The 24,658-nt window shown below is 61.5% G+C and carries 21 protein-coding genes; 9 read left to right on the top strand and 12 right to left on the bottom strand.

The window, feature by feature from the left end; genetic code table 11:
• Position 1: 1 nt before the first annotated feature.
• The 4 genes from CN97_RS08735 to CN97_RS08720 all read left to right on the top strand — a co-directional run bounded on the left by CN97_RS08735 (position 2) and on the right by CN97_RS08720 (position 3,961).
• On the top strand, positions 2-934 hold the full coding sequence (locus tag CN97_RS08735) for a branched-chain amino acid ABC transporter permease (protein ID WP_035709957.1): 933 nt from the start codon (positions 2-4) through the stop codon (positions 932-934).
• On the top strand, positions 931-1,689 hold the full coding sequence (locus CN97_RS08730) for an ABC transporter ATP-binding protein (protein ID WP_035709954.1): 759 nt from the start codon (positions 931-933) through the stop codon (positions 1,687-1,689). The genes CN97_RS08735 and CN97_RS08730 overlap by 4 nt, the downstream gene beginning before the upstream one ends.
• Positions 1,690-1,692: 3 nt before the next feature.
• Complete coding sequence (locus CN97_RS08725) at positions 1,693-2,418, top strand: ABC transporter ATP-binding protein (protein WP_035709951.1); 726 nt, start codon at positions 1,693-1,695, stop codon at positions 2,416-2,418.
• 880 nt (positions 2,419-3,298) lie between these two features.
• Positions 3,299-3,961, top strand: a complete 663-nt coding sequence (locus CN97_RS08720; RefSeq protein WP_211253661.1) for an isochorismatase family protein — start codon at positions 3,299-3,301, stop codon at positions 3,959-3,961.
• 325 nt (positions 3,962-4,286) lie between these two features.
• On the opposite strand, the gene CN97_RS08715 is transcribed toward CN97_RS08720, so the two are convergent.
• From CN97_RS08715 to blh, 4 genes are all read right to left on the bottom strand, one after another.
• Positions 4,287-6,461, bottom strand: a complete 2,175-nt coding sequence (locus CN97_RS08715; protein ID WP_035709948.1) for a xanthine dehydrogenase family protein molybdopterin-binding subunit — start codon at positions 6,459-6,461, stop codon at positions 4,287-4,289.
• Positions 6,458-7,420, bottom strand: a complete 963-nt coding sequence (locus CN97_RS08710; protein WP_035709945.1) for an FAD binding domain-containing protein — start codon at positions 7,418-7,420, stop codon at positions 6,458-6,460. Before CN97_RS08710 ends, CN97_RS08715 begins: the two co-directional genes overlap by 4 nt.
• Positions 7,417-7,932 (bottom strand): 2Fe-2S iron-sulfur cluster-binding protein, encoded by a 516-nt coding sequence (locus CN97_RS08705; protein ID WP_084684060.1) that lies wholly within the window; start codon positions 7,930-7,932, stop codon positions 7,417-7,419. Before CN97_RS08705 ends, CN97_RS08710 begins: the two co-directional genes overlap by 4 nt.
• An 836-nt stretch (positions 7,933-8,768) precedes the next feature.
• A complete protein-coding gene (gene blh / locus CN97_RS08700) occupies positions 8,769-10,064 on the bottom strand; it encodes a bifunctional sulfur transferase/dioxygenase Blh (RefSeq protein ID WP_035709942.1) in 1,296 nt (431 codons plus the stop codon).
• A 251-nt stretch (positions 10,065-10,315) separates the two neighbouring features.
• On the opposite strand from blh, the gene tauA reads away from it, so the two are divergent.
• The 4 genes from tauA to CN97_RS08680 all read left to right on the top strand — a co-directional run bounded on the left by tauA (position 10,316) and on the right by CN97_RS08680 (position 13,642).
• Positions 10,316-11,293 carry a taurine ABC transporter substrate-binding protein gene (gene tauA, locus CN97_RS08695; protein ID WP_035709939.1) on the top strand — a complete coding sequence of 326 codons (978 nt, stop codon included), beginning with the start codon at positions 10,316-10,318 and terminating at the stop codon, positions 11,291-11,293.
• 37 nt (positions 11,294-11,330) lie between these two features.
• Positions 11,331-12,113: a taurine ABC transporter ATP-binding protein gene (locus CN97_RS08690; protein ID WP_035709936.1), complete on the top strand. Its 783-nt coding sequence runs from the start codon at positions 11,331-11,333 to the stop codon at positions 12,111-12,113.
• Positions 12,106-12,918, top strand: a complete 813-nt coding sequence (locus CN97_RS08685; protein WP_051911087.1) for an ABC transporter permease subunit — start codon at positions 12,106-12,108, stop codon at positions 12,916-12,918. Before CN97_RS08690 ends, CN97_RS08685 begins: the two co-directional genes overlap by 8 nt.
• Before the next feature lie 112 nt (positions 12,919-13,030).
• Entirely contained in the window at positions 13,031-13,642 is a 612-nt protein-coding gene (locus tag CN97_RS08680) for a hypothetical protein (RefSeq protein WP_140418207.1), read from the top strand.
• Positions 13,643-13,674: 32 nt separating this feature from the next.
• Here CN97_RS08680 and CN97_RS08675 read toward each other — a convergent pair whose 3' ends face one another.
• The 4 genes from CN97_RS08675 to CN97_RS08660 form a co-directional block, all read right to left on the bottom strand.
• On the bottom strand, positions 13,675-14,697 hold the full coding sequence (locus CN97_RS08675; RefSeq protein WP_035709931.1) for an ABC transporter substrate-binding protein: 1,023 nt from the start codon (positions 14,695-14,697) through the stop codon (positions 13,675-13,677).
• A 35-nt stretch (positions 14,698-14,732) separates the two neighbouring features.
• Positions 14,733-15,506: an ABC transporter permease gene (locus tag CN97_RS08670; RefSeq protein ID WP_035709930.1), complete on the bottom strand. Its 774-nt coding sequence runs from the start codon at positions 15,504-15,506 to the stop codon at positions 14,733-14,735.
• Positions 15,503-16,342 carry an ABC transporter ATP-binding protein gene (locus tag CN97_RS08665; RefSeq protein ID WP_035710131.1) on the bottom strand — a complete coding sequence of 280 codons (840 nt, stop codon included), beginning with the start codon at positions 16,340-16,342 and terminating at the stop codon, positions 15,503-15,505. Before CN97_RS08665 ends, CN97_RS08670 begins: the two co-directional genes overlap by 4 nt.
• 288 nt (positions 16,343-16,630) lie before the next feature.
• Positions 16,631-17,110: a MarR family winged helix-turn-helix transcriptional regulator gene (locus CN97_RS08660; protein WP_035709917.1), complete on the bottom strand. Its 480-nt coding sequence runs from the start codon at positions 17,108-17,110 to the stop codon at positions 16,631-16,633.
• A gap of 143 nt (positions 17,111-17,253) precedes the next feature.
• Here CN97_RS08660 and CN97_RS08655 point away from each other — a divergent pair, with 143 nt between their 5' ends.
• Positions 17,254-18,540 carry an MFS transporter gene (locus CN97_RS08655; protein WP_051911086.1) on the top strand — a complete coding sequence of 429 codons (1,287 nt, stop codon included), beginning with the start codon at positions 17,254-17,256 and terminating at the stop codon, positions 18,538-18,540.
• 35 nt (positions 18,541-18,575) lie between these two features.
• Here CN97_RS08655 and CN97_RS08650 read toward each other — a convergent pair whose 3' ends face one another.
• The 4 genes from CN97_RS08650 to CN97_RS08635 form a co-directional block, all read right to left on the bottom strand.
• Positions 18,576-20,456, bottom strand: coding sequence for an FAD-binding monooxygenase (locus tag CN97_RS08650; protein ID WP_035709916.1), 1,881 nt, complete (start codon positions 20,454-20,456; stop codon positions 18,576-18,578).
• Positions 20,457-20,547: 91 nt separating this feature from the next.
• Positions 20,548-21,510: a CobW family GTP-binding protein gene (locus CN97_RS08645; RefSeq protein WP_035709915.1), complete on the bottom strand. Its 963-nt coding sequence runs from the start codon at positions 21,508-21,510 to the stop codon at positions 20,548-20,550.
• The gene (locus CN97_RS08640; RefSeq protein WP_035709914.1) at positions 21,507-21,794 is read right to left on the bottom strand and encodes a hypothetical protein; all 288 of its coding nucleotides are present in this window, start codon (positions 21,792-21,794) and stop codon (positions 21,507-21,509) included. The genes CN97_RS08645 and CN97_RS08640 overlap by 4 nt, the downstream gene beginning before the upstream one ends.
• A 1-nt stretch (position 21,795) precedes the next feature.
• Positions 21,796-22,698 (bottom strand): polysaccharide deacetylase family protein, encoded by a 903-nt coding sequence (locus tag CN97_RS08635; RefSeq protein ID WP_035709911.1) that lies wholly within the window; start codon positions 22,696-22,698, stop codon positions 21,796-21,798.
• Positions 22,699-24,658: the final 1,960 nt, after the last annotated feature.

Raw genomic sequence — 24,658 nt, 5'->3', positions numbered from 1 at the left:
TATGACCCGCCAGACACTTGTGATCGCTGTGCTCATCCTGTTGCTGACGGCACTCCCGCTGGTAGCGGCGCGACACACGCTGGACCTGATGATCTTTGCCGCACTCTACAGTATCGCTGGGCTGGGCGTCGGGCTGCTGCTGGGCCAATGCGGCATCGTCAATCTGGCGCAAGCGTTCTTCTACGGCATCGGCGCCTATGCCTCGGCCTATGGCACTGTGATGCTGGAATGGTCGCCCTGGCTGGGCATCCTTGTCGGCATGGTCACGGCGGGGTTGGTGGCACTGGCCATAGGCTGGCCAATCCTGCGGCTTTCGGGCTTCTTCCTGGCACTGGCGACGCTGGCGGTCGGCACCATCGGCACCATCCTGTTCTTCGAATGGGACTGGCTGACCGGAGGCACGCGGGGGATTGGTGGGCTGCCGCCGCTCTCCATCGCCGGCTTCGCCTTCGACACGCCCGTGCGGTTCTACTACCTTGCCTGGGTGATCGCTCTGGCAGCGCTGGGGCTGGCCTGGAACCTGACACAGGGCCGCCCAGGCCTTGCCATGCGCGCCGTTCGCGACGCGGCGCCAGCGGCTGAAGGGCTGGGCGTCGATATCCACGCCATGCGCGTCAAGGTTTTCGTCATTGGTGCAGTGCTGGGCGCGCTGGCGGGATCGCTGTTTGCCCACCATGTCACCTATGTCAGCGTCGAAAGCTTCACCGTGCAGCGGTCGATCGTGTTCCTGTTGATCCCGGTGATTGCCGGGGCACGCATGGTCTGGGGCGTGATCCCAGGCGCGCTATTCATCACCTTCGTGCCCGAGTGGCTGGCGCGCTTCGGCGACATGCACCAGATGCTGTTCGGCATCGTGCTGGTGCTGGTCGTCGTCTTGCTCCCCGAGGGCCTCACCGGGCTACCCGCCCGCCTGCGCCGGAGGACGGCTGCATGACCGACCCAATCCTTGAACTGCGCAGCGTTGCGCATGCCTTCGGCGGGCTGACCGTGCTGCGCGATGTCAGCTTCACGGTGCAGCGTGGCGGCATCGCCGGGCTGATCGGACCGAACGGCTCGGGCAAGACGACGTTGTTCAACATCGCCTCGGGCTATCTGATCCCGAAAGCGGGTGAAATTCTGTTACAGGAGCGCGACATCACCCGCAGCAGCGTACCGGCCCGCAGCCGCGCCGGCCTCATCCGCACCTTTCAGACACCCAAGGTCTTTGGCCATATGAGCGTCGCCGACAATGTTGCCATGGGGCTTTACATGCAGACCCGCGCGGGTTTTGCCAGCGCGATGTTGCGCAGCCCGTCAGCACGGCGCGAATATGCCACGGTGAAGGAACAGACCGCCGCCATGCTGGACCGTTTCGGACTGACCGCGCTGGCGCGCAGCCGTGCGGGGGAGTTACCTGCAGGCCAGCAGCGCATTGTCGAGATTGCGCGTGCCCGCATGGCCGCGCCGCGCCTGTTGCTGCTGGACGAACCCTCCTCCGGCCTCTCGCATGACGAGGTACAACGTCTTCGTCAGTGGATAGAGGAACTGGCGGCAGAGGGCATCACCATCCTGTTGGTTTCGCATGACATGGGGCTGATGCAGGTCTGCGAGGAGGTCCATGCGCTCTACTTCGGCAAGATCATTGCCAGCGGCTCGATGGCACGGATTCAGACCAATGACGCTGTCCGCGAAGCTTATCTGGGGGGATGACACATGCTTGCGGTTAACGGAATCGACGCCGGATATGGCCATATCCCCGTTCTGCGCGACCTCAGCATGACGGTCGGCGACAATGAAGCGGTGGCCATCGTCGGCGCCAACGGGGCTGGAAAATCGACGCTGGTGCGCGCCATCCTTGGCCTTTCCGCTCCGACTGCGGGCCGCATCCAACTGGACGGCGCCGATATCGCCGGACTGCCGGCGCATCGCATGGTCCAATACGGCATCGCCGCCGTGCTGGAGACGCGCGGCCTGTTTTCGGAGCTGACGGTCGCCGAGCATCTGCGCCTCTCCGACCATGCCGGCCAGCGAGCGCCCCGCCCGGAAAGCTTTCGCCGCATGGCCATGGACGAGGTCCTGGAGCTGTTCCCGGTGGTGCGCGAGAAGCTGGAAACGCGGGTCGAGTTGCTGTCAGGCGGCCAGCAGCAACAGGTCTGCGTCGCCCGGGCCCTGCTGCTGCAACCCCGGCTGCTGATCCTCGACGAGTTGACGACTGGGCTGGCGCCAAAGATCGTGCATGAAATCCTCGCAGCGCTGAATAAGCTGCGCAGCCGCGGTCTCAGCCTGCTGATCGTCGAGCAGAGCATTCAGCTTGCCGCCCAGATGACGGAGCGCGCCTATGTCATGTCGCTGGGCCGCGTGGTGCACGAGGTCGGCCGCGGCGAATGGGACCGGACGCTGGCAGATGGAACTCTGTCCAAGGCCTATCTGCACGGTTGATACAGCGTTGAGGCGCCCGATACCCTTGCAAATAGCAGGTCGGCACACGACCAGCGCCTTACGGACGAACAAGACGGCCGATCACGATTTAAGTGGATAGACACGACGAGCCATTCATACAGCGGGAGGCCAGCTTTTTTTCCACGGCTCGCATCCATTGTCAGCCGCGCGATCTCTTCGGCTGCTGAGTCTTACATGTAAAAATGCGTGCTTCGTTGCAACTCGCCATGTCAAATCAGTCGATAGCATCCGCGACGTCATCATTACCGGCCAGCTCCGCACCCGGCTTCGCATTTATCGGCATGAGCCAAGGTTTCGTGTAGCGGATTTCGCGTTCTCGATGCCCGACAACGCTGGTATCACGGCCCTATTAATTTTGCACGTCGATGGGAAACGACTGACTTCGTCATTTTCCCGCGCTTCTATAATGGCGCCTCACTGGGAGATGAGGCATAATATGCAATATACTATTTTTTCCAAATTCGAAATCTAGTAATCGACCTTTTAAACGACGTCTCCGCGAAGCCCTTTATAATCATTATGCCGTTTCTTTCACAGCCTGCGTAAGAAAGTACTCGCGGCGATACACCCACGACGCCTGGATAAGGCTGCATGGGTGGCTCGAAAAGATATTAGAATAACACCTCCCACTTTCTGCCTATTATTTTGAGCGTCGCTTCGACGGGACAGCGTACCTTGGCTTCAATGTTGACAGCCCCACTTGATCTCGCGCTGCCGGATCCTAAAGAATACATACTATATAAGCCGTAATTACTTGCAAAACGCGAATGGTTTTCATAAACTGCGAGAGTGAACTGAAATGATCGGAATGAATTCACGTTGATGTCACATTCTGGTTATAACCTGCAAGGATGATAAAATGACCAATGGTATGATCGATCCCAATGACGCCGTTATCCTCCTGATCGACCATCAGAGTGGGCTGTTCAATACTGTCCGGGACGTGCCGATACCGGACCTCCGCAACTATGTGATTGCAATCGCAAAAGTGGCTTCACTTTTGAATATCCCCGTTATTACTACTGCGTCTGTTCCGGATGGTCCAAACGGTCCGCTGATTCCCGATGTGCACGAGCATGCGCCCCACGCTGTTTATGTGCCGCGTACGGGCCAAATCAATGCGTGGGATAACCCGCCTTTTGTTGAGGAGATCAAGAAAACCGGCAGGAAGACTGTCATTATTGCCGGAACGCTGACTAGCGTATGCATGGCATTTCCCGCGATCAGTGCCGTTCGCGAGGGTTATAAGGCTTATTGCGTCGTCGACGCCTCCGGCAATTGGAGCAAGATGGCCACGGACATCACTATTGCCCGCGTGACGCAGGCCGGTGCTATTCCGACCGACACATTCGCCATCGTGGCCGAGCTGATGCAAACGTGGAACAGGCCGGAAGGGTCGAAATTCGCCGATATCCTGGCGAATCATGTCTGTCCAGAGTACAAGTGCCTCATGGAAAGCTACGACAAAGCCCAATTCATTGCCAAAAATGGTCCTGAAACAAATTTGGAGAATTACAAGTAAACTTGGCCAACTTTGAGAATAGCGGTAAGACTTATAGGTCTTACCGCTTCTGATTATGCTCGCTTTCCGGTAAAGTGTTTTCTAATCATTTATCTAACATTCTGACATGTCATGCTGATAATGGTGGATCCGGAACCGAATGCGGCCGACGTATGCGAACCTAATGAATTTATAAGCGATTTTGTCTTATCGGATTGATTGTCAACGGTCGTTCTCAAGCCTACTCAAGCAATTCTCGACCCTATCGCCCCGCCAATAAATCCCCGGATCCGTGACCTTAAAATACCACCACAGCAAGTAATGGGCGAGCTAACGCTCGCCTCCATCAGACCATTAATCCCGCGATGATCTTGTCAGGCGTCGCGGGGAGTTCCCGCACACGAACTCCGCAGGCATTGTAAATGGCGTTCAGAACAGCCGCTCCCGCACCGCATATGCCGAGCTCTCCGATACCCTTGGCCTGGAGAGGACCGACAAAGGCGTCACGCTCCTCAAGGAACTCCACTTCCAGCGCCGGAACATCTGCGTGACAGGGAATGTGGTATTCGGCAAGATCGCGAGACACGACATGACCATCGCGGGGATCATGCGCCAACTCCTCCGTAAGCGCCATCCCGATCCCGAACGTCATTCCGCCCAGACACTGCGACCGCGCCGTCTTCGGATTCAAAAGCCGTCCGCAGGCAAAAACGCCCAGCATCCGCCGCACGCGCGTTTCCCCGGTCCAGCGGTTGACGGCAACTTCCGCCCAATGACTTCCCCAGGTCGCCTGCCGGACGGTTTTTTCCGTCGCACCGGGTTCGAGGTGTCCCTCGCCGACAAGCGGCCCGTCCATCACTTCACCAAGTGCCAGATCGACGTTCTCCGCCCGTGCCCGGCCATTCTGAAGAGTAAGGTTCCGCTCGTCACAACCCATACGATCAGCGATGTGGCGGCGGATGTCCTGACAGGCAAGATACACGGATGTTCCGCTGGAGGCCGCGCCGAAAGAACCGCCTGATCCGGAGGCAGGGGGAGAATCCGTATCTCCCAGCAGCACACGCACCCCATCGCGGGGCAATCCCAGCATCTCGGCAGCAAGCTGGCCAAGGATGGTATAGGTGCCTGTGCCGATATCGGTCATGTCCGTCTCAACCACCGCATCCCCCGATGGCTGAAGCGTGACACGCGCGCGCGATTCGATCAGCATGTTCACCCGCACGGCGGCCGCCATGCCGATGCCGATCAGCCATTCGCCCTCCTGACGTTCGCCCGGTGCACGGCGCTCCGACCAGCCAAACCTATCCGCGCCGACACGCAGCGCCTCCGCCAGCTTGTGGCTGGAAAAGGGGCGGTCGGTAACAGGCTCCGTATCCGGTATGTTCTTCAGTCGCAGTTCAACAGGATCGAGGCCAGCACGCTCTGCCAGTTCGTCCATCGCGCATTCGAATATGGTGACGCCCACCGCCTCGCCCGGCGCCCGGACGGATCCGGCAGAGGAACGATGCACCCGCGCTACCGCATGGACGATACGACGATTTTCCGCCGCATAGGTAAAAGGCGTCGCCTGTGTCACCGGCTCGGAGAATTTGCTGCCGGGAAGGTTCGATACCAAAGCCTCATGACCGATCCCCGTCAGCCTACCTGTGGCATCGCATGCCAGAAGAACACGCTGCCGGGTTTCTGATCGGCGATGCGAGAGGTCAAAGACCTGCTGCCGCGTCATCGTGACAGACACCGGGCGGCCCAGCTTCTCTGCCGCGATCGCCGCCGCAACCGCCTCTGCGTTGATCCCGAGTTTCGAGCCGAACCCGCCGCCGACGTAGGCAGCCAGAAGGCGAACCTTCTCCTCGGCCACCCCCAGCGCATCAGCCATCTGCTTGCGGTTCGACGAAAGCATCTGCATGCTCGCGCGGATGGTGACAGACCCGTCTTGCCATTCGGCGATGGCCGCATGGGGTTCCATCGCCGCGGCCGACATGGAAGGTGTGTGCCAAACCTCATCCAGCGCAGCGGCAGCGGATGCCATCGCCGCGTCCAGATCGCCGGTCGAACTCTGTTTCTTCGGCGGCAGCTCCGGCTCCACCGCCTCTGGATCGAACTCCGCCTTCCGAGGCTCATAGCGAATGCGCAGGTTCCGGGCGGCCGACTGCGCAGCTTCCAGAGTCTCCGCGACGACCAGCGCTACAGCCTGGCCCATATACTCGACGTCGTCCGGGCCGGACGGAGGCCCCTTGCTGTCCAAGCCCTGCGCGGCTTGTCGCAAGAAGCGTGGATCGGTAATGACCGCAAACGCACCGGGCGCGTCGTCCATGCCCATGACCTTCCCGCGCGGGATAGCCGCCTGAACCAGAACCCCGTGCAAAAGACCCGGACGGCGTGCCTCCGCCGAATATATCGCCTTGCCGGTGACCTTGAGCGGACCTTCCAGCCGGTCGAGCGGCTGTCCCAGCACACCTTGCGCCATATGATCGAGCCGGTTTTCCGTATCGGCCGCATCAACCTTCAAATGATTGCTCATGCTCTGGCCTCCGTAACATCGTGAAGCACCGCCGTCAGAGTTCGGCGTAGCAGCGGCAGTTTGAAGTCATTGCCGCCCTGCCCCGCCGCATCGGCAAGAAGAATGTCAGCGGCGTTGGAAAACAGCGCAGGCGATGGAGTTTCGCCCGTCAATGCCTGTTCCACGGATCTGTTTCTCCAAGGTTTTGGCGCAACCCCTCCGAAGGCGAGGGCAATGCGCTCGATCCTGCCGGAAACCAGCACCGCCACCGCCGCCACGGAGACGAGCGCAAAGGCATAGGAGGCCCTGTCCCGTACCTTCCGGTATCTCTGTACACCCCCTGCGGGAGCGGGAAGATGCACGGCGGCAATCGCTTCGCCGGGTTGCAGCACAGTCTCGATATCTGGCCTGTCACCGGGTAACCGGTAGAACTGGTCAAGCGGGACGCGACGCGACTCCGGTCCGACGATTTCCACTTCCGCATCAAGCGCGCACATCGCAACGGCCATGTCGCTCGGATGGCTGGCGATACAGTGCTCGCTCGTCCCGAAGATCGCATGGTTTCGGGTGACTCCGCCTCGAGCGGCGCATCCCGCCCCCGGGCTGCGCTTGTTGCAGGCCATGCGCGTGTCGTAGAAATAGGGGCACCGGGTACGCTGCATGAGATTGCCACCCGTCGTCGCCATATTCCGCAACTGCCCGCTCGCCCCCGCAAGCAGCGCGCGGGACAGGACAGGGTAATGGCGCCGTACGATCTGGTTCGTAGCCAAATCGCTGTTGCGGACCATGGCGCCGATCCTCAACCCTTCGCCGCTTACCTCAACCTGGTCATTGCCTGTCCTGCTGATGTCGACCAGCGCACCGGGCGTCATGACCTCATGCTTCATGAGATCGAGAAGATTGGTACCCCCCGCGATGATGGTAGCGCCCGTCGGCAAGTCTGTCAGAGTGGCAGCGCGTATATAGGTGAACTCCTTCATGCTGCCTCTACCTTTTCGCCCGCCTGTCGCGCCATCGTCTGAATGGCCTCCACGATGTTCGAATAGGCGGCGCAGCGGCAGAGGTTACCGCTCATGCGCTCTGCGATCTCCGCGTGGCTGGGTGCGAACGGGCCGTCCAGCGTGGCAGAGGCATGGCTCGGCCATCCGGCACGCATTTCCTCGATCATGGCCGTCGCCGAGCAAATCTGCCCCGGCGTGCAGTAGCCACATTGAAACGCGTCGTGTTCCACGAAAGCCTGCTGAAGCCCGGACATCTCGCCCATACCCTCGATGGTCGTGATCTCTCGACCATCTGCCATGCAGGCGAGTGTCAGACATGAATTCACGCGCCGCCCGTCCATGAGAACGGTGCAGGCTCCGCATTGACCGTGATCGCAGCCCTTCTTGGTGCCGGTCAGTCCGAGGTGCAGTCGAAGTGCATCAAGCAATGTCGTGCGGATATCCACTTCAATGGGATGGCTCTCACCGTTTATGTCGAGCGTGATGCGCATGAAGACCTCCGGGACGCTGGCGAATGGGCTCGCGGGATGGTCATGGTCAACGGCTGTTCGGATAATTCGTTCCGTCGCGCTGAAAGTTCGCCCACGGGCATGCAAGCCCCCCACACCAAGGGCACGCGCCCGACTGCCGGTCGTGACACCGTCGCATCCATGGGGAATGGCGATCTTCGCCGACGGCGAAGCGGTGTATGCAGCGCCGTCGAGCCGTGATCGGCGCCCAAACATCATGCGTCGTCATTCTGGCAAGTCAGGCGCGTTGCTGGTTCCTGCGAAACACGTCGCTCGCGCATCCCGCCCGATTTTCGCGACCGCAAGGGCCGGCGCAATACATCCCAATTCGACCAATGGCGGACGATCCATCCGGCAGCATGGCGACATCCAAGCCGTCCTCCACCATCGCCCCATTTCACCTCTAACTGGCATCGTTTCAGCCATGCACAGGGGGCGTAGCCCTCCCGCTCCTGCCAATCCACCGCCCAACCCGGGCGTTGCGGTCATCGCAGATGACAGGTTGGTGCAGCCGATGCGGATGTCTGCCAAGGCAATGCGCCCGGGGGACATCGGCAACATCGGCGACGCTCGCAATGGTCTCCATACGGGGGCCATCAGAGACGCAAGACCGGGGCGGCTTAACGACTTACCATGGCCTAGCTGGGGGGACTGCGTGACTTAGCATATTGTGCGAGCACTGGTGCCAAACGACAGTCACCGCAGCCGGATGATTGCGTTCGTTGCCGAGGCAGGAGCGAACGTTCCTGACCCAGGGAAATACGCTGACCGGAGGCTGCGCCCTGTACAGCGCCTCCGCCCGGAGTTGTGCAAGAAGGTCAGCCTCCCCACACCGCGCCTGGCAGCATGTCGAGCGGGATTTTCAGATAACGCGTGCCGTTCGACTCCGGCTCCGGCAGACGACCGCCGCGCAGGTTCACCTGAAGCGCTGGCAGGATCAGCTTGGGCATCGGAAGCGTCGCATCCCTTGCCGCGCGCAGCGCCACAAACCCGGCCTCGTCCTGGGCTACGACATGAGGGTTTTCGCGTTTCTGTTGTGCGGGCGTACTCTCCCAGCGCGGATGACGGCCACCCGGCCGATAGTCGTGACCGGTGAACAGGCGCGTCTCATCGGGCAGGGAGAGAATGTCGCTGATGGAGCGCCAGAGCGATTGCGCGCTGCCGCCGGGAAAGTCGGCGCGCGCCGAACCGCTGTCGGGCATGAAAAGCGTGTCATGGATGAAGGCGGCATCCCCGATGACATAGGTGACAGAGGCGAGCGTATGGCCTGGAGACGCCATTACACGTCCCTCGAGCGAGCCGATCCGGAACGTATCCCCCGGCGCAAACAGCCGATCCCACGGCGATCCGTCGAGCGGAAAATGCGCGAGATTGTAGATGTCGCGCCAGAGTTTCTGAACCTCTACCACCTCCGCACCTATCGCGATCGGCGCCCCCGTCCGCTCTCGCAGATAGGCCGCGGCGGAGAAGTGATCGGCATGGGGATGGGTGTCGAGAATCCATTCGACCCTCAGATCCTGCTCAGCGACATAGGCGAGGAGCCTGTCGGCATTATCTGTTCGTGTGGCCCCCGATTTCTCCTCGAAATCGCGGACAGGGTCGATGATGGCACAGGCGCGCGTCGCCGGGTCGCTCACGACATATTGGACGCTTGAGGTCCGTGGATCGTAGAAACCCTCCACTCTCGGCGAAAGAGCCGCATCACGTTCAAGCCATGCCGACGCAATACGCAAGTCATGTCCTCGTTCATCCCCAAAGCCGATCACTTCGGCGGGTGTCACTCTCCCCGCAAGCGTTTCGGCCAGCACATGGAGCGACAAGGCACACTGCCCGCTTGCACAATATGCAAGAGCCGGCCCAGACCCGTCGGTAGCGTGGGCGAAAGCGGCAATATCGGCGCGGGTGATTGCCTCCGCCCGGACGGGGATGACGTCATAGGCCAGTCCTGCTGCGAGTGCCCGCCGCTCTATGCCGGAGCCTGAATCGCTGGACCGTTCGTCCCTCGGCAGCAGGTCAATCACACGCTCGAAGCCCGCACGCTGAAGTGCCGCGAAATCGGCGGGGTCCAACTGGCAGGAGATGCTGAGCCGGTCAGAAATGCGCAATGTCTTCAAGGCTGCCTCCTCGGATCGACAAGACCAACATATAGCACATTACGCGGCGAAGGCTGGCCGCAGCCTGCGCGGCTCAACAGGACAATATTTCCTCAGCCTGCGCGCATATCGCGCTCTGTAGATGAAAATTCCAGCAAAGCCGCCGAGCGTGAAACACACGCATGCTCTCCCGCCGAAATACAGAATGGCCGAGAATGCTGTTCTCAAGCACATTCCCTTGGTCTTCGCTCAGACTCCTGGAGAGTTCCGCCATGCCGTTCCGCCTGACACTCACGCTTGCAGGTTTGCTCGCTTCCGTCGCCTTTCCCGCGCTGGCGGAGAACCTCCGTATCGGCTGGCAGCAGATCGTGGAGCCATCCCGGGTGGCGCAGGCAGACGGAGCCTATGAGAAGGCGACGGGCGCCGAAATAACCTGGAACCTTTTCGGAGGCGGGGCCGACGTGATCGCGGCGATTGCATCCGGCGCCATCGATATCGGGTATGTCGGCTCCTCGCCCCTTACCGCAGCGGCCTCACAAGGCCTGCCAATCGAGGCGATATACATCGTCGGCAATATCGCCGAAGCCGAAGCGCTGGCGACGAAGGGCATCACCACCCCTGCCGATCTGAAAGGCAAGAAGATCGCCACGCCTTTCGTCTCCACCGCACATTATTCGCTGCTCACCGCACTCAAGCACTGGGGTATCCAGCCCACGGAGGTGAGCCTGCTGAACCTCCGCCCGCAGGAGATCGCGGCTGCCTGGGAGCGGGGAGATATCGACGGCGCATATATCTGGGATCCCGTGCTCAATCGTATCAAGTCCACCGGCGGCACGGTGATCGCCGACAGCGCGGACGTGGCGGACTGGGGCGGCCCGACATTCGACGCGTGGATCGTACGGAAGGATTATGCCGAGCAGCACCCCGAAATCGTCACCGCTTTCGTCAAGACGACGGGTGATGCGACGGACAGCTATCTGAAGGACCCCTCCGCCTGGGGAGCGGACTCCCAAGCGGCGGAGAAGATCGCCAAGCTGACAGGTGCCCCCGCCGCCGATGTGCCGGCGCTCCTCAAAGGTTATGCTTTCGCAGGGTTGAAGGATCAGGTCTCACCCGCTTTTCTTGGAGGCGCGACGGCGGAAGCACTGAAGGCCACCGCCGGGTTCTTGCAGGAGCAGGGGTCGGCGCGGGCACTGGAGGATTACAGCCCCTATGTGAACGCGAGCTTCGCCGAAACCGCCGGCAAATGAACCGGGCGGGCACGCCTTTTACGCCCCGGAAGGCACAATGTCTCTCCTGAGTCTTCAGCACGTCTCTCTCCATTATGGACCGGTCGGCACGACACCGGCGGTTCTGAGCGGTATCAGCCTCGATCTTTCGCGGGGGGAGTTCATCTCCGTTATCGGACGATCGGGGTCGGGGAAAACGTCGATCCTGAACCTCGCTGCCGGATTCGTGTTTCCGAGTGCAGGTCATGTCATCATCGACGGAAGTCCGGTGACCGGGCCGGGGCCAGAGCGTGCGGTGGTCTTTCAGGACGACGCGCTCTATCCATGGCGCACGGTGAAGGAAAACGTCGCGCTGCCCTTGAAGCTTGCAGGCCGCCCGACGCCGGAGCGGGAGGCGCGCGCTCAGGAGCTTCTTGCGGCCGTGGGCCTGGAAGGCGCGGGAAACAAGCGGGTCTGGGAGCTCTCTGGCGGTCAGCGTCAACGCGTAGGCATTGCGCGCGCCCTTTCTGGGCGGCCGGAATTCCTCTTGATGGACGAGCCGCTCGGCGCGCTCGATGCGATGACGCGCGATCAGATGCACGAGCTTCTCCTGCGCCTCTGGGAGGAGAGCCACGCCGGGGCGCTGCTCATCACGCATAGTGTCGAGGAAGCGCTGTTTCTTTCGACACGCGTGGTCGTTCTCGCGCCGAACCCCGGGAGGATCGCGCTCGTGGAGGAGGCGGATTTCGGATGCCGGTTCCTCAGGGGAGAGGATCCACGCAAGTTGAAATCTGAGCCAGGCTTCATCGCCGCCCGCGAACGGCTGGTAGCGGCGATTTACAGGAGAGACGGGGATGGCTGAGACGACGGTGCAATTCGCATCCACCGGCAGCCGCAAGCGACTGCCTTTCGGCGCCTTCATCGGGGTCGCGACAGTGGCTGCGCTGCTTGCGCTCTGGGCGGCTGCTTCCGGCCTTGGCTGGACCTCGCCGGTGTTCCTGCCCTCCCCCGCCCGGGTTGCGGATGCCATCGTAACTGCTGCGACCTCCGGATACGCCAATGCGACGCTGTGGCAGCATATGGCCGCCAGCCTCTGGCGGGTCTTTGCGGCGCTTGTCTGCACACTCGCCATCGGCGTTCCGGCAGGGCTGCTGATTGCGACGTCCCGCGTTGGCCGGGGCATTCTCGACCCGCTCATCGAGTTCATCCGCCCGCTGCCCCCGCTGGCCTATCTGCCGCTCATCATCATCTGGTGCGGTATCGGCGAGGCGTCCAAGATCCTCGTCATCGGTATCGCCATGCTGGCCCCCATCGTCATCTCCACCGTGTCCGGCGTCCGCGCGGCGGGCGAGAGCCAGATCCGCGCCGCCCGTGCCTTCGGCGCAACTCCGTGGCAGATGATCCGGGAGGTGACCTTTCCCGCGGCTCTCCCATCCATCTTCACCGGCATTCGCATCGCTCTCGGCGCAGGCTGGACGACGCTGGTAGCGGCGGAACTGGTCGCAGCGACACGCGGCCTGGGCTACATGATCCAATCCGCGGCACAGTTTCTGGTGACAGATATGGTGATTGCCGGGATTCTCGTCATTTCCGCGCTGGCAACGCTCTGCGAAATTGCCCTCCGTTACGCCGAACGGCGGTTGCTGCCGTGGGTGGGAAAGACCTGAACGACCTCATCCCAAAGCGCCGTAGACCATCAAGCCGGCAAACTATGGTTCGGTTAGGAATTATCACGATAATCGGTTAGTCTTGCCGCATTTGAAGCACAAAGGTGCGGCTATGATTTTCCCGTTTTCCCGATCATCGGCATTAGCTCTGGCGCTCGCATTGGCCAGTCTGCTCAACAATTCCGCCCATGCCCAGATGAACACCGATGAAGATGAGATGCAGCGCTGCGTCTGGCAGTGCCTTTATCACAATCCGGGGGCCTCGAACCCGCGCTATCAAGCTTGTGTGCGGCAGATGTGCGAGGCTCCATCACAGCCACCTGCGCAGCCGCCTTCCCGTTCCTCGGTCGCGCCCAAGGCGGTATGGCGATACGGCGCGGCGCAGAGTGGCGAGCATTTTGCGGGCATTGACATACAGGGCGGCTCGCTCACCTATCTGTGCAGGCGGGACGGCAGCGGACTGATAGGGGTGGGCGGTATCGGCGGGTCAGGTGCGAGAGCGGAGCTTCGCATCGACGGCAAGCCGAGCGGTCTTCGCTTCTCTCCGCGAGGCAGCGCACTCTTCGCCGATCTCCGGGCAGGCGCGTCAATACAGCGTACACTGATGGCGGGACGAAGGGCGGAGGTGAGAGATGCCGCCACCGGCCGCACCCTCATCTTCCCGCTTGCCGGTTCCGCCCCAACCATCGCAGAGGCGATGAAAGGCTGCGGCATCACGCGCTGACATTAGCGTGCCCGGCACAGCAGCTTGGCCGCTTACTCGCTGACCACAGTCAGCTTCCGTGCGTCCAGCGGCGGCAGAAAGGCGCGGCTGAATACCTGCTCCGCCTTGGGCAGGGTGGTAAGCTGATATCCCTCGCCGACGATCTCGATGGAGCGGGTCAGTCGTGCATCGTCCAGATCGCCAAGGCCGATCCGCTCGACCTCTTCCGACTGCATCAGATTGCGATAGGCAAACAGCATCCGCTCCTTCTCCAGCTCCGCATTGGCAAGGTTGTCATAGGCGGTGATCGCCTCCACACCTGCTTGCGTATCGGAGCCGATCTCCAACGCCGCCCGATTGATGGCGCGTACCAGACCTGCGATGGCCTCCGGGTTCTCCTTCGCCATTTTCTGCGAAACCATGACCCCGTTGGAATAGAGGTCCAACCCGAAATCCCCGAAGTTCAGCCAGTTATAGTCCTCAGCCGGGTTCTGCCGGTTGGCGATCAGGTTGAACCAGCTCGTGATATTGAAGACCAGCGCGCCGTCGATGTCACCCTTGATGAGCATCGGCTCCTGCAGATTGGGCGCCATGTTGGTGATGGCGACCTTGTCCATATCGACATCGTTCACCCTGCCAAGGACCGTCACAAGCCGCGTCGTCGGGGTGCCCTGCGCCCCTCCCAGGGTCTTGCCCTCAAGATCGGCGGGTGTTTCTATCCCGGTTTCCTTCTTCGAGACGATAGCAAAGGGCGGCTTGCTCCACATCTGATAGACCATCAGGGGAGTTTCATCAGGCCGGGTGGCAGCGTTCTGGATGATCGCGTTGATGTCGCCGAAACCGGCGTCATAGGTGCCCGACATGATCCGCGTGACCGTGGCGGCGGACCCTTCCCCCTGATCGACGGTGACGTTCAGCCCCTCTTCCTTGAAATAGCCCTTGGAGAGGGCGAGCAGGATCGGAGCGTCGGACCCTTGGGTCTTCCAGCCCAGCGTGAAGCGAACGTCCGTTTCGGCATGAGCAGCACTGGTGAGGCAGAGTCCCAGGATCAGGCCGGTAAGGCTCTTGTGGAACATGGCGTTTCTCCGTGTTGGTATGAGGAGCAGGAAAATCAGGCAGCAAGACCGCTATCGCGCCGGTCGGCCCAGCCGACGACCCGGCTCTCGATCAGCGAAAAGATCGCGTAGAGGGCGACACCCATGAAAGCGAGAATGAACAGACCGGCAAAGACCAGCGGCACGTCGAAGTTGGAGGAGGCGGCCATCATGACATTGCCGATCCCCTTGTTGGAGGCGACCGTCTCCGCCAGCACCGTCCCGACAAAGGCGAAGGTCGCGGCGATCTTCAGTGAGGCGAAGAAAAACGGCATCGTCCGCGGCAGCCCGACATTCAGCAGGATATCGAACTTGGACGCGCCGAGCGACCGTAGCACATCTTCCAGCTCCGGCTCCGTCGTTGCGAGGCCGGTCGCAATATTGACGACGATGGGAAAGAAGCACATCGCGAGCGCCGTCAGGATTGCCGGCACGGGACCGACCCCGAACCACAGCACGAAGATCGGCACGACGGCGACCTTCGGGATGGAGGAAAAGCCAATGAGCAGCGGATAGGCGGTGTCGTAGGCGGTGCGGGATGTCCCGACCAGCGCTCCGATTACCACGCCGACCGCCACGCCCAGGGCGAAACCGATCATCGTTGTCCACAGGGTCTGTACCATATGTGGCCAGAGAACCGGCATCCGACGGATCATCACCTCGAATATCTGGCTCGGGCGCGGGACGATCAGGTCCGAGACATTCAGCGCGATGCACAGCACCTCCCATGTCACGAAGAACAGCACGATCAATCCGGCAGCCCAGAGATGGCGTCTGACACGATAGCTCATACCGCCACCTCGGACGCCGTACGCGCCTCGGTGATCCGCTCGCGGAGGCGCTGATTCAAGGCTACGAAATCCGGTGCAAATGTCATGTCGACCGTTCGGGGGCGCGGGAAGTTCACGGGGCTGTCATCGATGATCCGGCCTGGGCGCGCGCTCATTACGCAGATGCGGGAGGCGAGGAAGCCCGCCTCCTTGAGGTCGTGGGTGACGAGCAGCACCGTCGGCCGACGCTTGATCCACAGATCCTGCATCGTGCTCCAGAGTTCCTCCCGCGTGAACTGATCCAGCGCGCCGAACGGTTCATCGAGCAGCAGGAGGCTTGGCTCATGGATCAGCGCACGGCAGAGGTTCGCCCGCTGGAGCATTCCGCCCGAAAGCTGCCACGGGTAATGTCCCGCAAATTTCGACAGGCCGACATCTTCCAGCAGCGCATGCGCCCTGTCGCGATATTCACCGCGCTTCTTGCGCTGATAGTCTTGCCGGAACGGCCGCACGATGCGAAGCGGCAGCATGACGTTCCGTTCGATGCTGAGCCAGGGGAGCATGGTCGGATTCTGGAACGCCATGCCGACGCGAAGCGCCTTTGCCGCGACTTCACGTCCGCCAACCATCACGGCTCCTCCACTGGGAGCCAGCAAGCCAGAGGCAAGCCGCAAGATCGTGGACTTTCCGCAGCCAGAGGGGCCGACCAACGCCAGAAATTCCCCCTCTGCTATGCGCAGCGTCGTCGGCTGCAGCGCCTGCACACGATTTGCGCCGAGCCCAAAGGACACCGAGGCCTCCGAAAGTTCAACGGCAGGGGGACGCTTGGGGGCCGGTTGGGCAAGGGTCGCAGGCATGAATACTCCGATCAGAATTGCATGTATGAATTGCATGCAATTACACACAGACATTCATGCAACTCGCTCGGGGATGTCCAAGTCTGCGGGGATAGTAGGCTCAAAAACCCGTCTTACTGCATATAATCCCAGCGAATACTTGATTTTTGTTATGTTTTTGGGCGATTTCGCGACGGCTATAGTGGACAGCTATTTGAATGAGCATCCCAAGGTATTGATCCATCCTGACTGCAGCGCCGAATTGGATACAGCGTGGCGCATACTACAGCGCTCTCGGCAGCAGTCCCGTCAGCTCCGCGCCGGGTCTGTCCGATCATCGCGAAGCGGAGCGCGGCTTCGATCATTGCCCGCATCCGTCAGCTTGGATAACAGAGCCAGAAACACCGCCCGCTCCTCAGCGCCCAAAGCCTCCACGATGTCTGCCTGCACTTTTTCGACCCAGGGCAGAGCCGCGGTGAGCAGGTCATCGCCGGCCTCCGTCAACCGAATCTCTCGCGCACGACGATCCCGTGCACTGACCTCACGCCGGACCAGGCCCTTCTGCTCCAGCCGCTCCACCACACCCCCGAGCGTAACCCGGTCATAGGCGATCAGCCCCGCCAAGGTCGCCTGATCGACACCCGGATTGTCATGAATGGTGCTGAGGGCAGCATACTGTACCGGTGTCAGGTCCAGCCCGGCCTCCGCCATACGAGCGGCAAAAAGCGCAACAGCGATCTGCTGAAGACGGCGGATCAGGTGACCGGGGAGGGTGTAAAGGCTGCTCATGTCGTTTCCTAACGTGCCGCAACGTCGCGGCTCAAGCGACATTTAAAAAGTATGCTTACTTATATTGATGAGTACGCTACATAACCGCCGTGTGGCGGTAGAGGATGCCGCCCTGCAACCGAACCTGTGGGAGGGACTCGAACATGACAACCGAAGCTGAGGCCGAGGCGCGGAGGAGACGAACCGTCGCCTGGGTGGTGGGCCTTTCGATGACCGGACTGATGTTCGACGGCTACGACCTCGTGGTATATGGAACAGTGGTGTCTACCTTCCTGCGCGATCCGTCCCATATCGGGCCTGTCGACCCTGCTCTGGCGGGAGCGCTTGGGAGCTACGCCCTTCTCGGCGTGCTGGTGGGCGCACTGCTGTCGGGCAATTTCAGCGACCGGCTCGGGCGGCGGCGGATGATGCTTGGAGCCTATGCATGGTTCTCCATCGGGATGTTCAGTACCGCACTGACGCATACAGCCGCGACCTTCGGCATCTTTCGTTTTTTGACCGGCCTCGGGGTCGGCGCGCTGCTGGCGACGACAGCGGCACTGGTGTCCGAATACGCTCCGCCGGGGAGGAAGAACCTCTACAACGCTATTACCTACAACGGCGTACCGCTTGGGAGCCTCGCCGCGGCAGCACTTGCAATCCTGCTGCTCGATCATATCGGCTGGCGCTGGATGTTCGCGATCGGCGGGTTGCCGTTGGTGACCCTGCTTCCCCTCGCCTTTTTCAAGATGCCGGAATCGGTGGCTTGGCTCGTCTCCCGGGGGCGTCTGGAGGAGGAGCGCGAAGTTGCAGAACGCACTGGGCTGCCAATGCCGGAGACGGCCTCCATACAGGCGGCCGATACGGGGAGCGGGACCGGTTATCGCGGCCTTTTCGGGGATTTCATGATCCCCGCTGTTCTGATCGGATTGATGAGCGCGACCGGATTGCTGCTCGTCTATTCATTGAACACATGGTTGCCGGAACTGATGCTGCGGGCGGGCTACAACGCCAAGGGCTCGCTTTCCTTCTTGCTGGTCCTGAATGGCGGCGCGATGGTCGACCCATTGATCGCGGCCCGGTTTGCTGATCGGATGGGGCCGAAGCCGGTGGTCGCCATGAGCTTCCTGACAGGCGCCGCGGCAATCCTGCTGCTGACGCTCGACCTGCCTATCGCAGTGCTGCTTTGCATCGTCGCGCTTGCGGGCGTGGGAACCAGCGGCACCCAGACCCTGATATACGGCTTCGTCGCCAACTATTTCCCCACACGGGTCCGAGGTGCGGGCGTCGCGTGGTGCGCGGGATTCGGACGGCTCGGTGGCGTCGGTGGCCCGCTGATCGGTGGCCTGCTGATCGCGGCGGGTCTTTCGATCCAGTCGATCCTGATGATCCTCGCAGGGCTGGCCCTTTTGGGTGTGCTGCTAACCGCCCTGATCCCCAGGCACGGATGAAGAAGGGGCCGGGGAAAATCCCCGGCCCTTCGGTTTCAGCGGCAGGTGAGTAGCCCGGCGAAGTAGCGCTTCAACTGCTCCCGCGCATCGAGCGGCAGCACCTCCGCAATATACTGGTCCGGGCGCACCACGACGACACAGCCGCGCGCCCGGTCTATTGCCCGCATGTCGTAGATGTCTGCGGCCGGATCGACGCAGAACGCCTTCTCGTAATCCCTCAGACCCAGGCGGCCTTTTTGCGGCCAGAGAATCTCAGGGAGTTCATCCATCGACATCGCCTGATGCGAAGTCTGGAACACAGCCCTGACATCGAACACAGCATCCACATCGGCAGCTGCGGGGGTGTGCCGATGGACGGGGGAGTCCGCCGAGCTCAGCCAGTCGCAGAGCGCGGCGAAATCCCCGCCCAGCCCTTCGGCGCCCGCGAACAGATAGATGCGCCAGCGTCCGTCCGCTTCATGGACGTGCCCGAGTTGCATCGGCTTTGCGTCGGCAAGGCGGATCACCGGCGCGGAGTGGAATCGCATACCCACCGGCAGCCCCCCGGCCAATGCCTGATCCTGCCCCTGACCTGTCAACCGTGAGGCTGCGTAGCGGGTCGCAGTGCCGGCGGTGAACCGGCCCTGCCTGATGAAATAGCGCTGGAACTCGGCCGGATCGATACCGTCGTCATCCTCTGCCGTTTTGGGTTTGGCGCTGAACATCCTGGCGAATTCACGGTCGAAGTCGATCAGCTCCTGCGCTATCGCCTGCCGCTCCGCCGAATAGCTGTGCAGCAGCTCCGCCCCCGCCAGCCCGCGCAGCACGGCGGCCAGCTTCCAGCCAAGATTGAACGTGTCCTGCATGGAGACGTTCATTCCTTGCCCCGCTTTCGGACTGTGGGTGTGGCAGGCGTCGCCCGCGATGAACACACGCGGCAGGCGGTTGTCTTCCTCTCCAGCCGGCACGTCATCGAACTTGTCCGTCAGACGCTGGCCGATCTCATAGACTGACCACCAGGCAACCTGCTTCACATCCAGAGTATAGGGATGAAGGATGCGCTGCGCCGCTGCGACGAGCCTGTCCTGCGTGATATTCTTCGACGATACGCGTTCATCTGCAGCCAGCTTGTCCAGTTCCACGTAGAGGCGGACGAGATATCCGCCCTCGCGCGGGATGATGAGGATGCTTCCTTCATTCGCCGAATGGATTGCTGTCTTGAGGCGGATATCGGGAAAATCGGTGTAGGCCAGCACATCCATGACGCCCCAGGCCTGGTTGGCGCTGTCACCCCGGAGTTCCCGACCGATACACGCGCGCACCCCGCTCCGCGCTCCGTCGCAGCCCACCACATAGCGGGCGCGGATCGTCTCGATCCCCTCTTCTCCCTCTGCATCGACCGGTTGCAGTCTCACCACAACCGGCGCATCAAGCTCCTCCGGCACTGTCAGATCGACAAGACGGAGGCCGTAATCCGGTTTCAGCCGCGTGGGCGCGTTCCGCATCTTCTCAAGGTAGAAATCATGCACGCGCGCCTGATTAAGAATGACATGCGGAAATTCCGACAGCCCCTCTTCCGTATCCGGGATGCGCCCGTGACGGATGATCCGATGCCCCGCGTCATCGACCGGTTTCCAGAATGTGGTCTCGTTGACCCAATAGGCCTCCCGCTCCACGCGGTCGGCAAAGCCGAATGCGTTGAACATTTCCATTGTCCGGCAGGCGATCCCGTCGGCTTGGCCAAGCTCCAGCGGCCCGGCCTTTCGCTCCACGATCCGTGTGCTGATCTCCGGAAAAGCGGCCAACTGCGCGGCAAGTGTCAGCCCCGCAGGGCCGCAACCGACGATCAGGACATCGACAATGTCCGTGAGCGAGGCAGGCACAGCCTCCTGCATATCCGGGGCGCCGGTACGGAAGCCATTGAGATGAAATTGCATGAGCGTCCTCCCTCAAGGTGTCTGACCCAGGGGTTAGCATAACGGAACGCATACAATCAATTAGTATACTACTTATAATGCCGCCATGATGTCACTTTGCTCCAACACCGCCGAACCGTTCCCAGGAACGTGCCAACAGGTCCGCCTCAAGATTGCGCCCGATGAGGACAATAACCCCCTCCTGCGGTGATGGCCCTGAAAAGCCGCCGTCATCATCCGGCAGGATCTCCGGCGGTTGCATTGTGCGGCGCACCGATTGCAGCAGCAGCCGGCCGGCAGGGGCACGTACGACACCCTTCACACGGATGACATCCTCTCCTCGCGCCACAAGGAGGGCAGAGAGCCAGGTGGAAAGGGCAGTCCAATCGCCCTCCGCCCCGATCGCGAGGCGATGAGCGAGGATCGGCGTGCCTTGCGCGAGAACGGGGAGTGGCAGCGGCGGCACCTCCAGCCCGACATCGGGCAACGTGCGCGGAACGCCACGCTCCGCAAGCGAAAGCTCCGCTCCCGGGATGATCTGTCGAAGCGTGGCAATCAGTCGGGCAAGGGCATCGGGGGAAACCGCGTCAGGCTTCGTCAGGATCACGCGTGTCGCGGTTTCGATCTGTGCGCGGGCCAGCGGTTCCGTCTGGAGTTGCTCCGCGCCAAGGTTCGCATCCATCAGCACGATCGGCCCCGCAACCGACAACCGCCGCACAAGCACGGGATCTCTTGCGATGGCATCCGCTATCGCAAGCGGGTCGGCGAGACCGCTGGTTTCCAGAAGAATGCCGTCCAGCTCCCCCGCCCGCGCGCCGCTTGCGGAATTGCATATATCCCGGAGCTTGGCCAGAAGCGCCTCTTTCCCGACACAGCAGGCGCAGCCACCGGCCAGCACATCGAGGCGGCGCGCACGACCCAGCAGGAGATTGTCAACCGGCGTCTCCGCCGCCTCGTTCACAAGGATATGGTGTTGCGCAAAAATCCCCTCGTGGAGCTGGTGACGAAGCCAGGTGCTCTTGCCAGCTCCCAGAAATCCCCCAAGGATTGTGAGCGGCAGCCGGCCCGCAGTCATGCGAGCGCCCGGGGCGAAAGCGGGTCGATCGCCACCCCCGCCATCCGCCCCGCGGCCTTCCAGAGCGCCTCCAGGTCAGGCACGATCTCCCATCCGCCGGTCGGGGAGAAAAGCTGCAGCCCCGGCGTCACGCCATCATCCTGTGCCTTCAGCCCATAGGGCGCGAGCAAGCGATTCACTGTGGCCAGTCGCAGGAATCGAAGCCGGAGCCGATCCGCCGGAGTGACGGCCCCCGCATCCGTCCAGTGGCCGGGGGCCGCGGGAAAACCGCAGGCAGAGCACATCTCAGATTACCTCGGGCCGCGCGGCTCCCGCGAAGGGAAACCGTTTGCGGAAGTCGTCTGCGATCTCCTCGAACGTGACCCATTCAACACCCTCATGCCCGCTGATGTATTCAATCAGCCGCTCCAGCATCAGCAGCACCTGCGGCCTGCCGGAGACATCGGGATGGATGGTGATCGGAAAGACGCCATACTCCATCTCGCGATAGACCCAGTCGAACTGGTCGCGCCAGAGTTCCTCGATATCACGCGGATTGACGAAGCCGTGGCTGTTCGGCGACTTCTTGATGAACATCATCGGCGGAAGATCGTCCACGTACCAGTTCGCGGCGATATCGACGAGGTCGATTTCCGTCCCGTGTTTCATCGGGCGCATCCAGCTTTCCGCCCGGCCGGAATAGTCGATCGTGTTCCATTCATCGCCAACGCGGGCGTAGAACGGCTGAAAATCACGGTAGCCCTGGCTGTGATCGTAGCTGAAACCGTATTTCTGCAGCAGCGCGGCAGTTGAATTCGACATTTCCCACCACGGGGCGACATAGCCGCGCGGCACCTTGCCCGTCAGGCCCTCGATCAGTGCGATGGACTTGACGAGCACATCCTCCTCCTGCTGTGGGGTCATCGCGATGGGGTTTTCATGCAGATAGCCATGCGCGCCGACTTCATGCCCCGCATCGACGATCATCCGCATCTGATCCGGGAAAGTCTCGAGCGAGTGGCCCGGAATGAAGAAGCTCGTCCGCAGATCGTATTTCCTGAACAACCGCAGCAGCCGGGGGATCCCCACCTCCGTCGCAAAAACACCCCGCTGGATGTCTGACGGACTGTCTCCGCCGCCGTAAGATCCGATCCATCCCGCCACAGAGTCGATATCCGTCCCGAACGCGCAATAGATTTTCTTTGTCATGGCAACCTCCTGTCATGCGCCGATTCTCCCGGCTCTTACCTATCCGTAAGTCCCAAACTCCAGCCGCGAAAGGGTGGAGAACCTCTCACCCTCCGCTCAGGCTCGGACATGATGGGCGAAAGCCTCAGGCGACGAGGCTCCGACACAGGGTTCCCGTCGCGGATCAGCACCCACGCGACAAGGACGAACTTCGCGCCGACGGCGTTCAGAAGGACACGCTCCTCGTGCCACGGCTGCCGCGGAACCTAGCGCATGTGAAGGAAGCACACCCAAACCTCCAATTCTATGCGTCTTTGCCAGTCCTCGAGCGGTTCTGCGATGAGTGCATTCTGGGGCGTCGCGGTTCGGGCTGCGGTGAAACAGTCGCGCTCTCACGAAAAGCTCCGCAGGGTCAGTGCCGTCATTGGCGCGGGGATGATGACCGGCCGCGATGCAAACCCCTGTTGTCGCCGCAGCACTCCCGGCCAGCTTGCGGCGCTGATCAGGCCGGTTCATTTTCCCGACGCCTATTGGAGCACTCGGTCTGTATGCTGAGGCCCGCGCACGTGCGCTTGAGCCGTCGGTTCCCCTACTTCACCATTGGAGCGCGGCTGTAGAAAATCGCTGCCCCAAGCACATGCGCCCGGCAAAACATGAGGGACAGCGCCTCGCGCCGGAGGTTGCCATGCTCCATGAAGCGGATCTCTCTCGGGCATCTCCTGAGCTCACTCCTTACGAGAAAATCCCATCCTTTGACCTTGGGGAGGATAGCCCGGCGCCGCAGCGATCTGCGGCGCGCCGGGTGTGCATCGCGCTCATGAAGAGCCGACCGTGGCTTCGACGATTATCTCTGGCGGTTGTGCTGATCCCGGCTGCCCACGCCGGTTGGTTTGCGCAGTGGCAATGTACCGCGCATTACCGTTCACTGGAGACAAACGGGAACATCAGCAGCGGCGAAGGGTTTACAGCCAAGCACAAGGGAGAACGCGGATGGATCGCACGACAAGAAAAGGCTCACCTTGTGAGCCGTTTCGGGAGCGTCAGGCCGATGGAGATCAGTCCCAACACAGGGAGCCGCTTGATGGGACCGAACAAGCGGACGGCAAAAAGCAGGGTATATGCGAGTAAAGGCGTCGGGTTCAGCGCTCAACGCAGCGAGATCTGCAGGATTGATGGCATATTAGCGGTCTATCTATCGCCGTCTGCTCCAGTCCGTGTGAGATCACGGGAGGGTGCTCGCCGCTTCATAGATGGCATTCTTATGGAAAGATGCCCCTTCTTGAGAGTTCCCTAGTCCGAAACTCGCACGGATGGTAGCCAATTCATGGAGGCGTTCCTGCAAACCGGGGGATTGCGGAGGTCGCGGATATACTCTGATTTTCGCTGTCAACATTGATGAGATGTAGTGCGTCGGGTAACTTTGCGATCATCGCCGGTTCGTCCAGGAATATCGCGCCCACCGCCCTCACTGGACAGAGAGCACAGATATCCCTCGATGCTCGCCCGGGAGCCTAACTTAGAGGTCCGCATGTCCTCAACGCTGATCCTGGCGCCAGCAACACGGGTCGCCATTTCCTCGCCCCGGCGCGTCAAAGGGATCATGGTTGTCGTAGCCGAGCTCACTTCCTTGAAGTCCAACGCAGTCAACACCTCGATCCAAGTTCCATCGGAGTCCGCGTTGCGTCAGCAAAAACGACTGCCATCACCACGATAAGGCATGACGATTTGTCACCACAGGTATTGCAAGATCGAGTCTACGGGTTTTCGCGGTCCGCCTCCGAAACCCATTGTAAATCGTCAATAGTCGCAGAAGATCGCCGGATATACGCGTTCAGCCGGCGTGAAGACAGGCTTGCCTGACGTTGCCGGACCGGCCTGGAAAGCCTTGGCGCGCATGGTGAACTATCTTTATGACCTTGCCAGGCCCGGACAATATAGTCTTCGTGGTGGCCAGAACCGTGACCACGTCGAAGCCCTGTTC

Origin of the sequence: Haematobacter massiliensis (genome assembly GCF_000740795.1) — a bacterium.
Taxonomy (GTDB): Bacteria; Pseudomonadota; Alphaproteobacteria; order Rhodobacterales; family Rhodobacteraceae; genus Haematobacter; species Haematobacter massiliensis.
The sequence above is the reverse complement of the archived record's forward strand: the minus strand, read 5'-3'. Positions and strand labels throughout refer to the sequence as shown.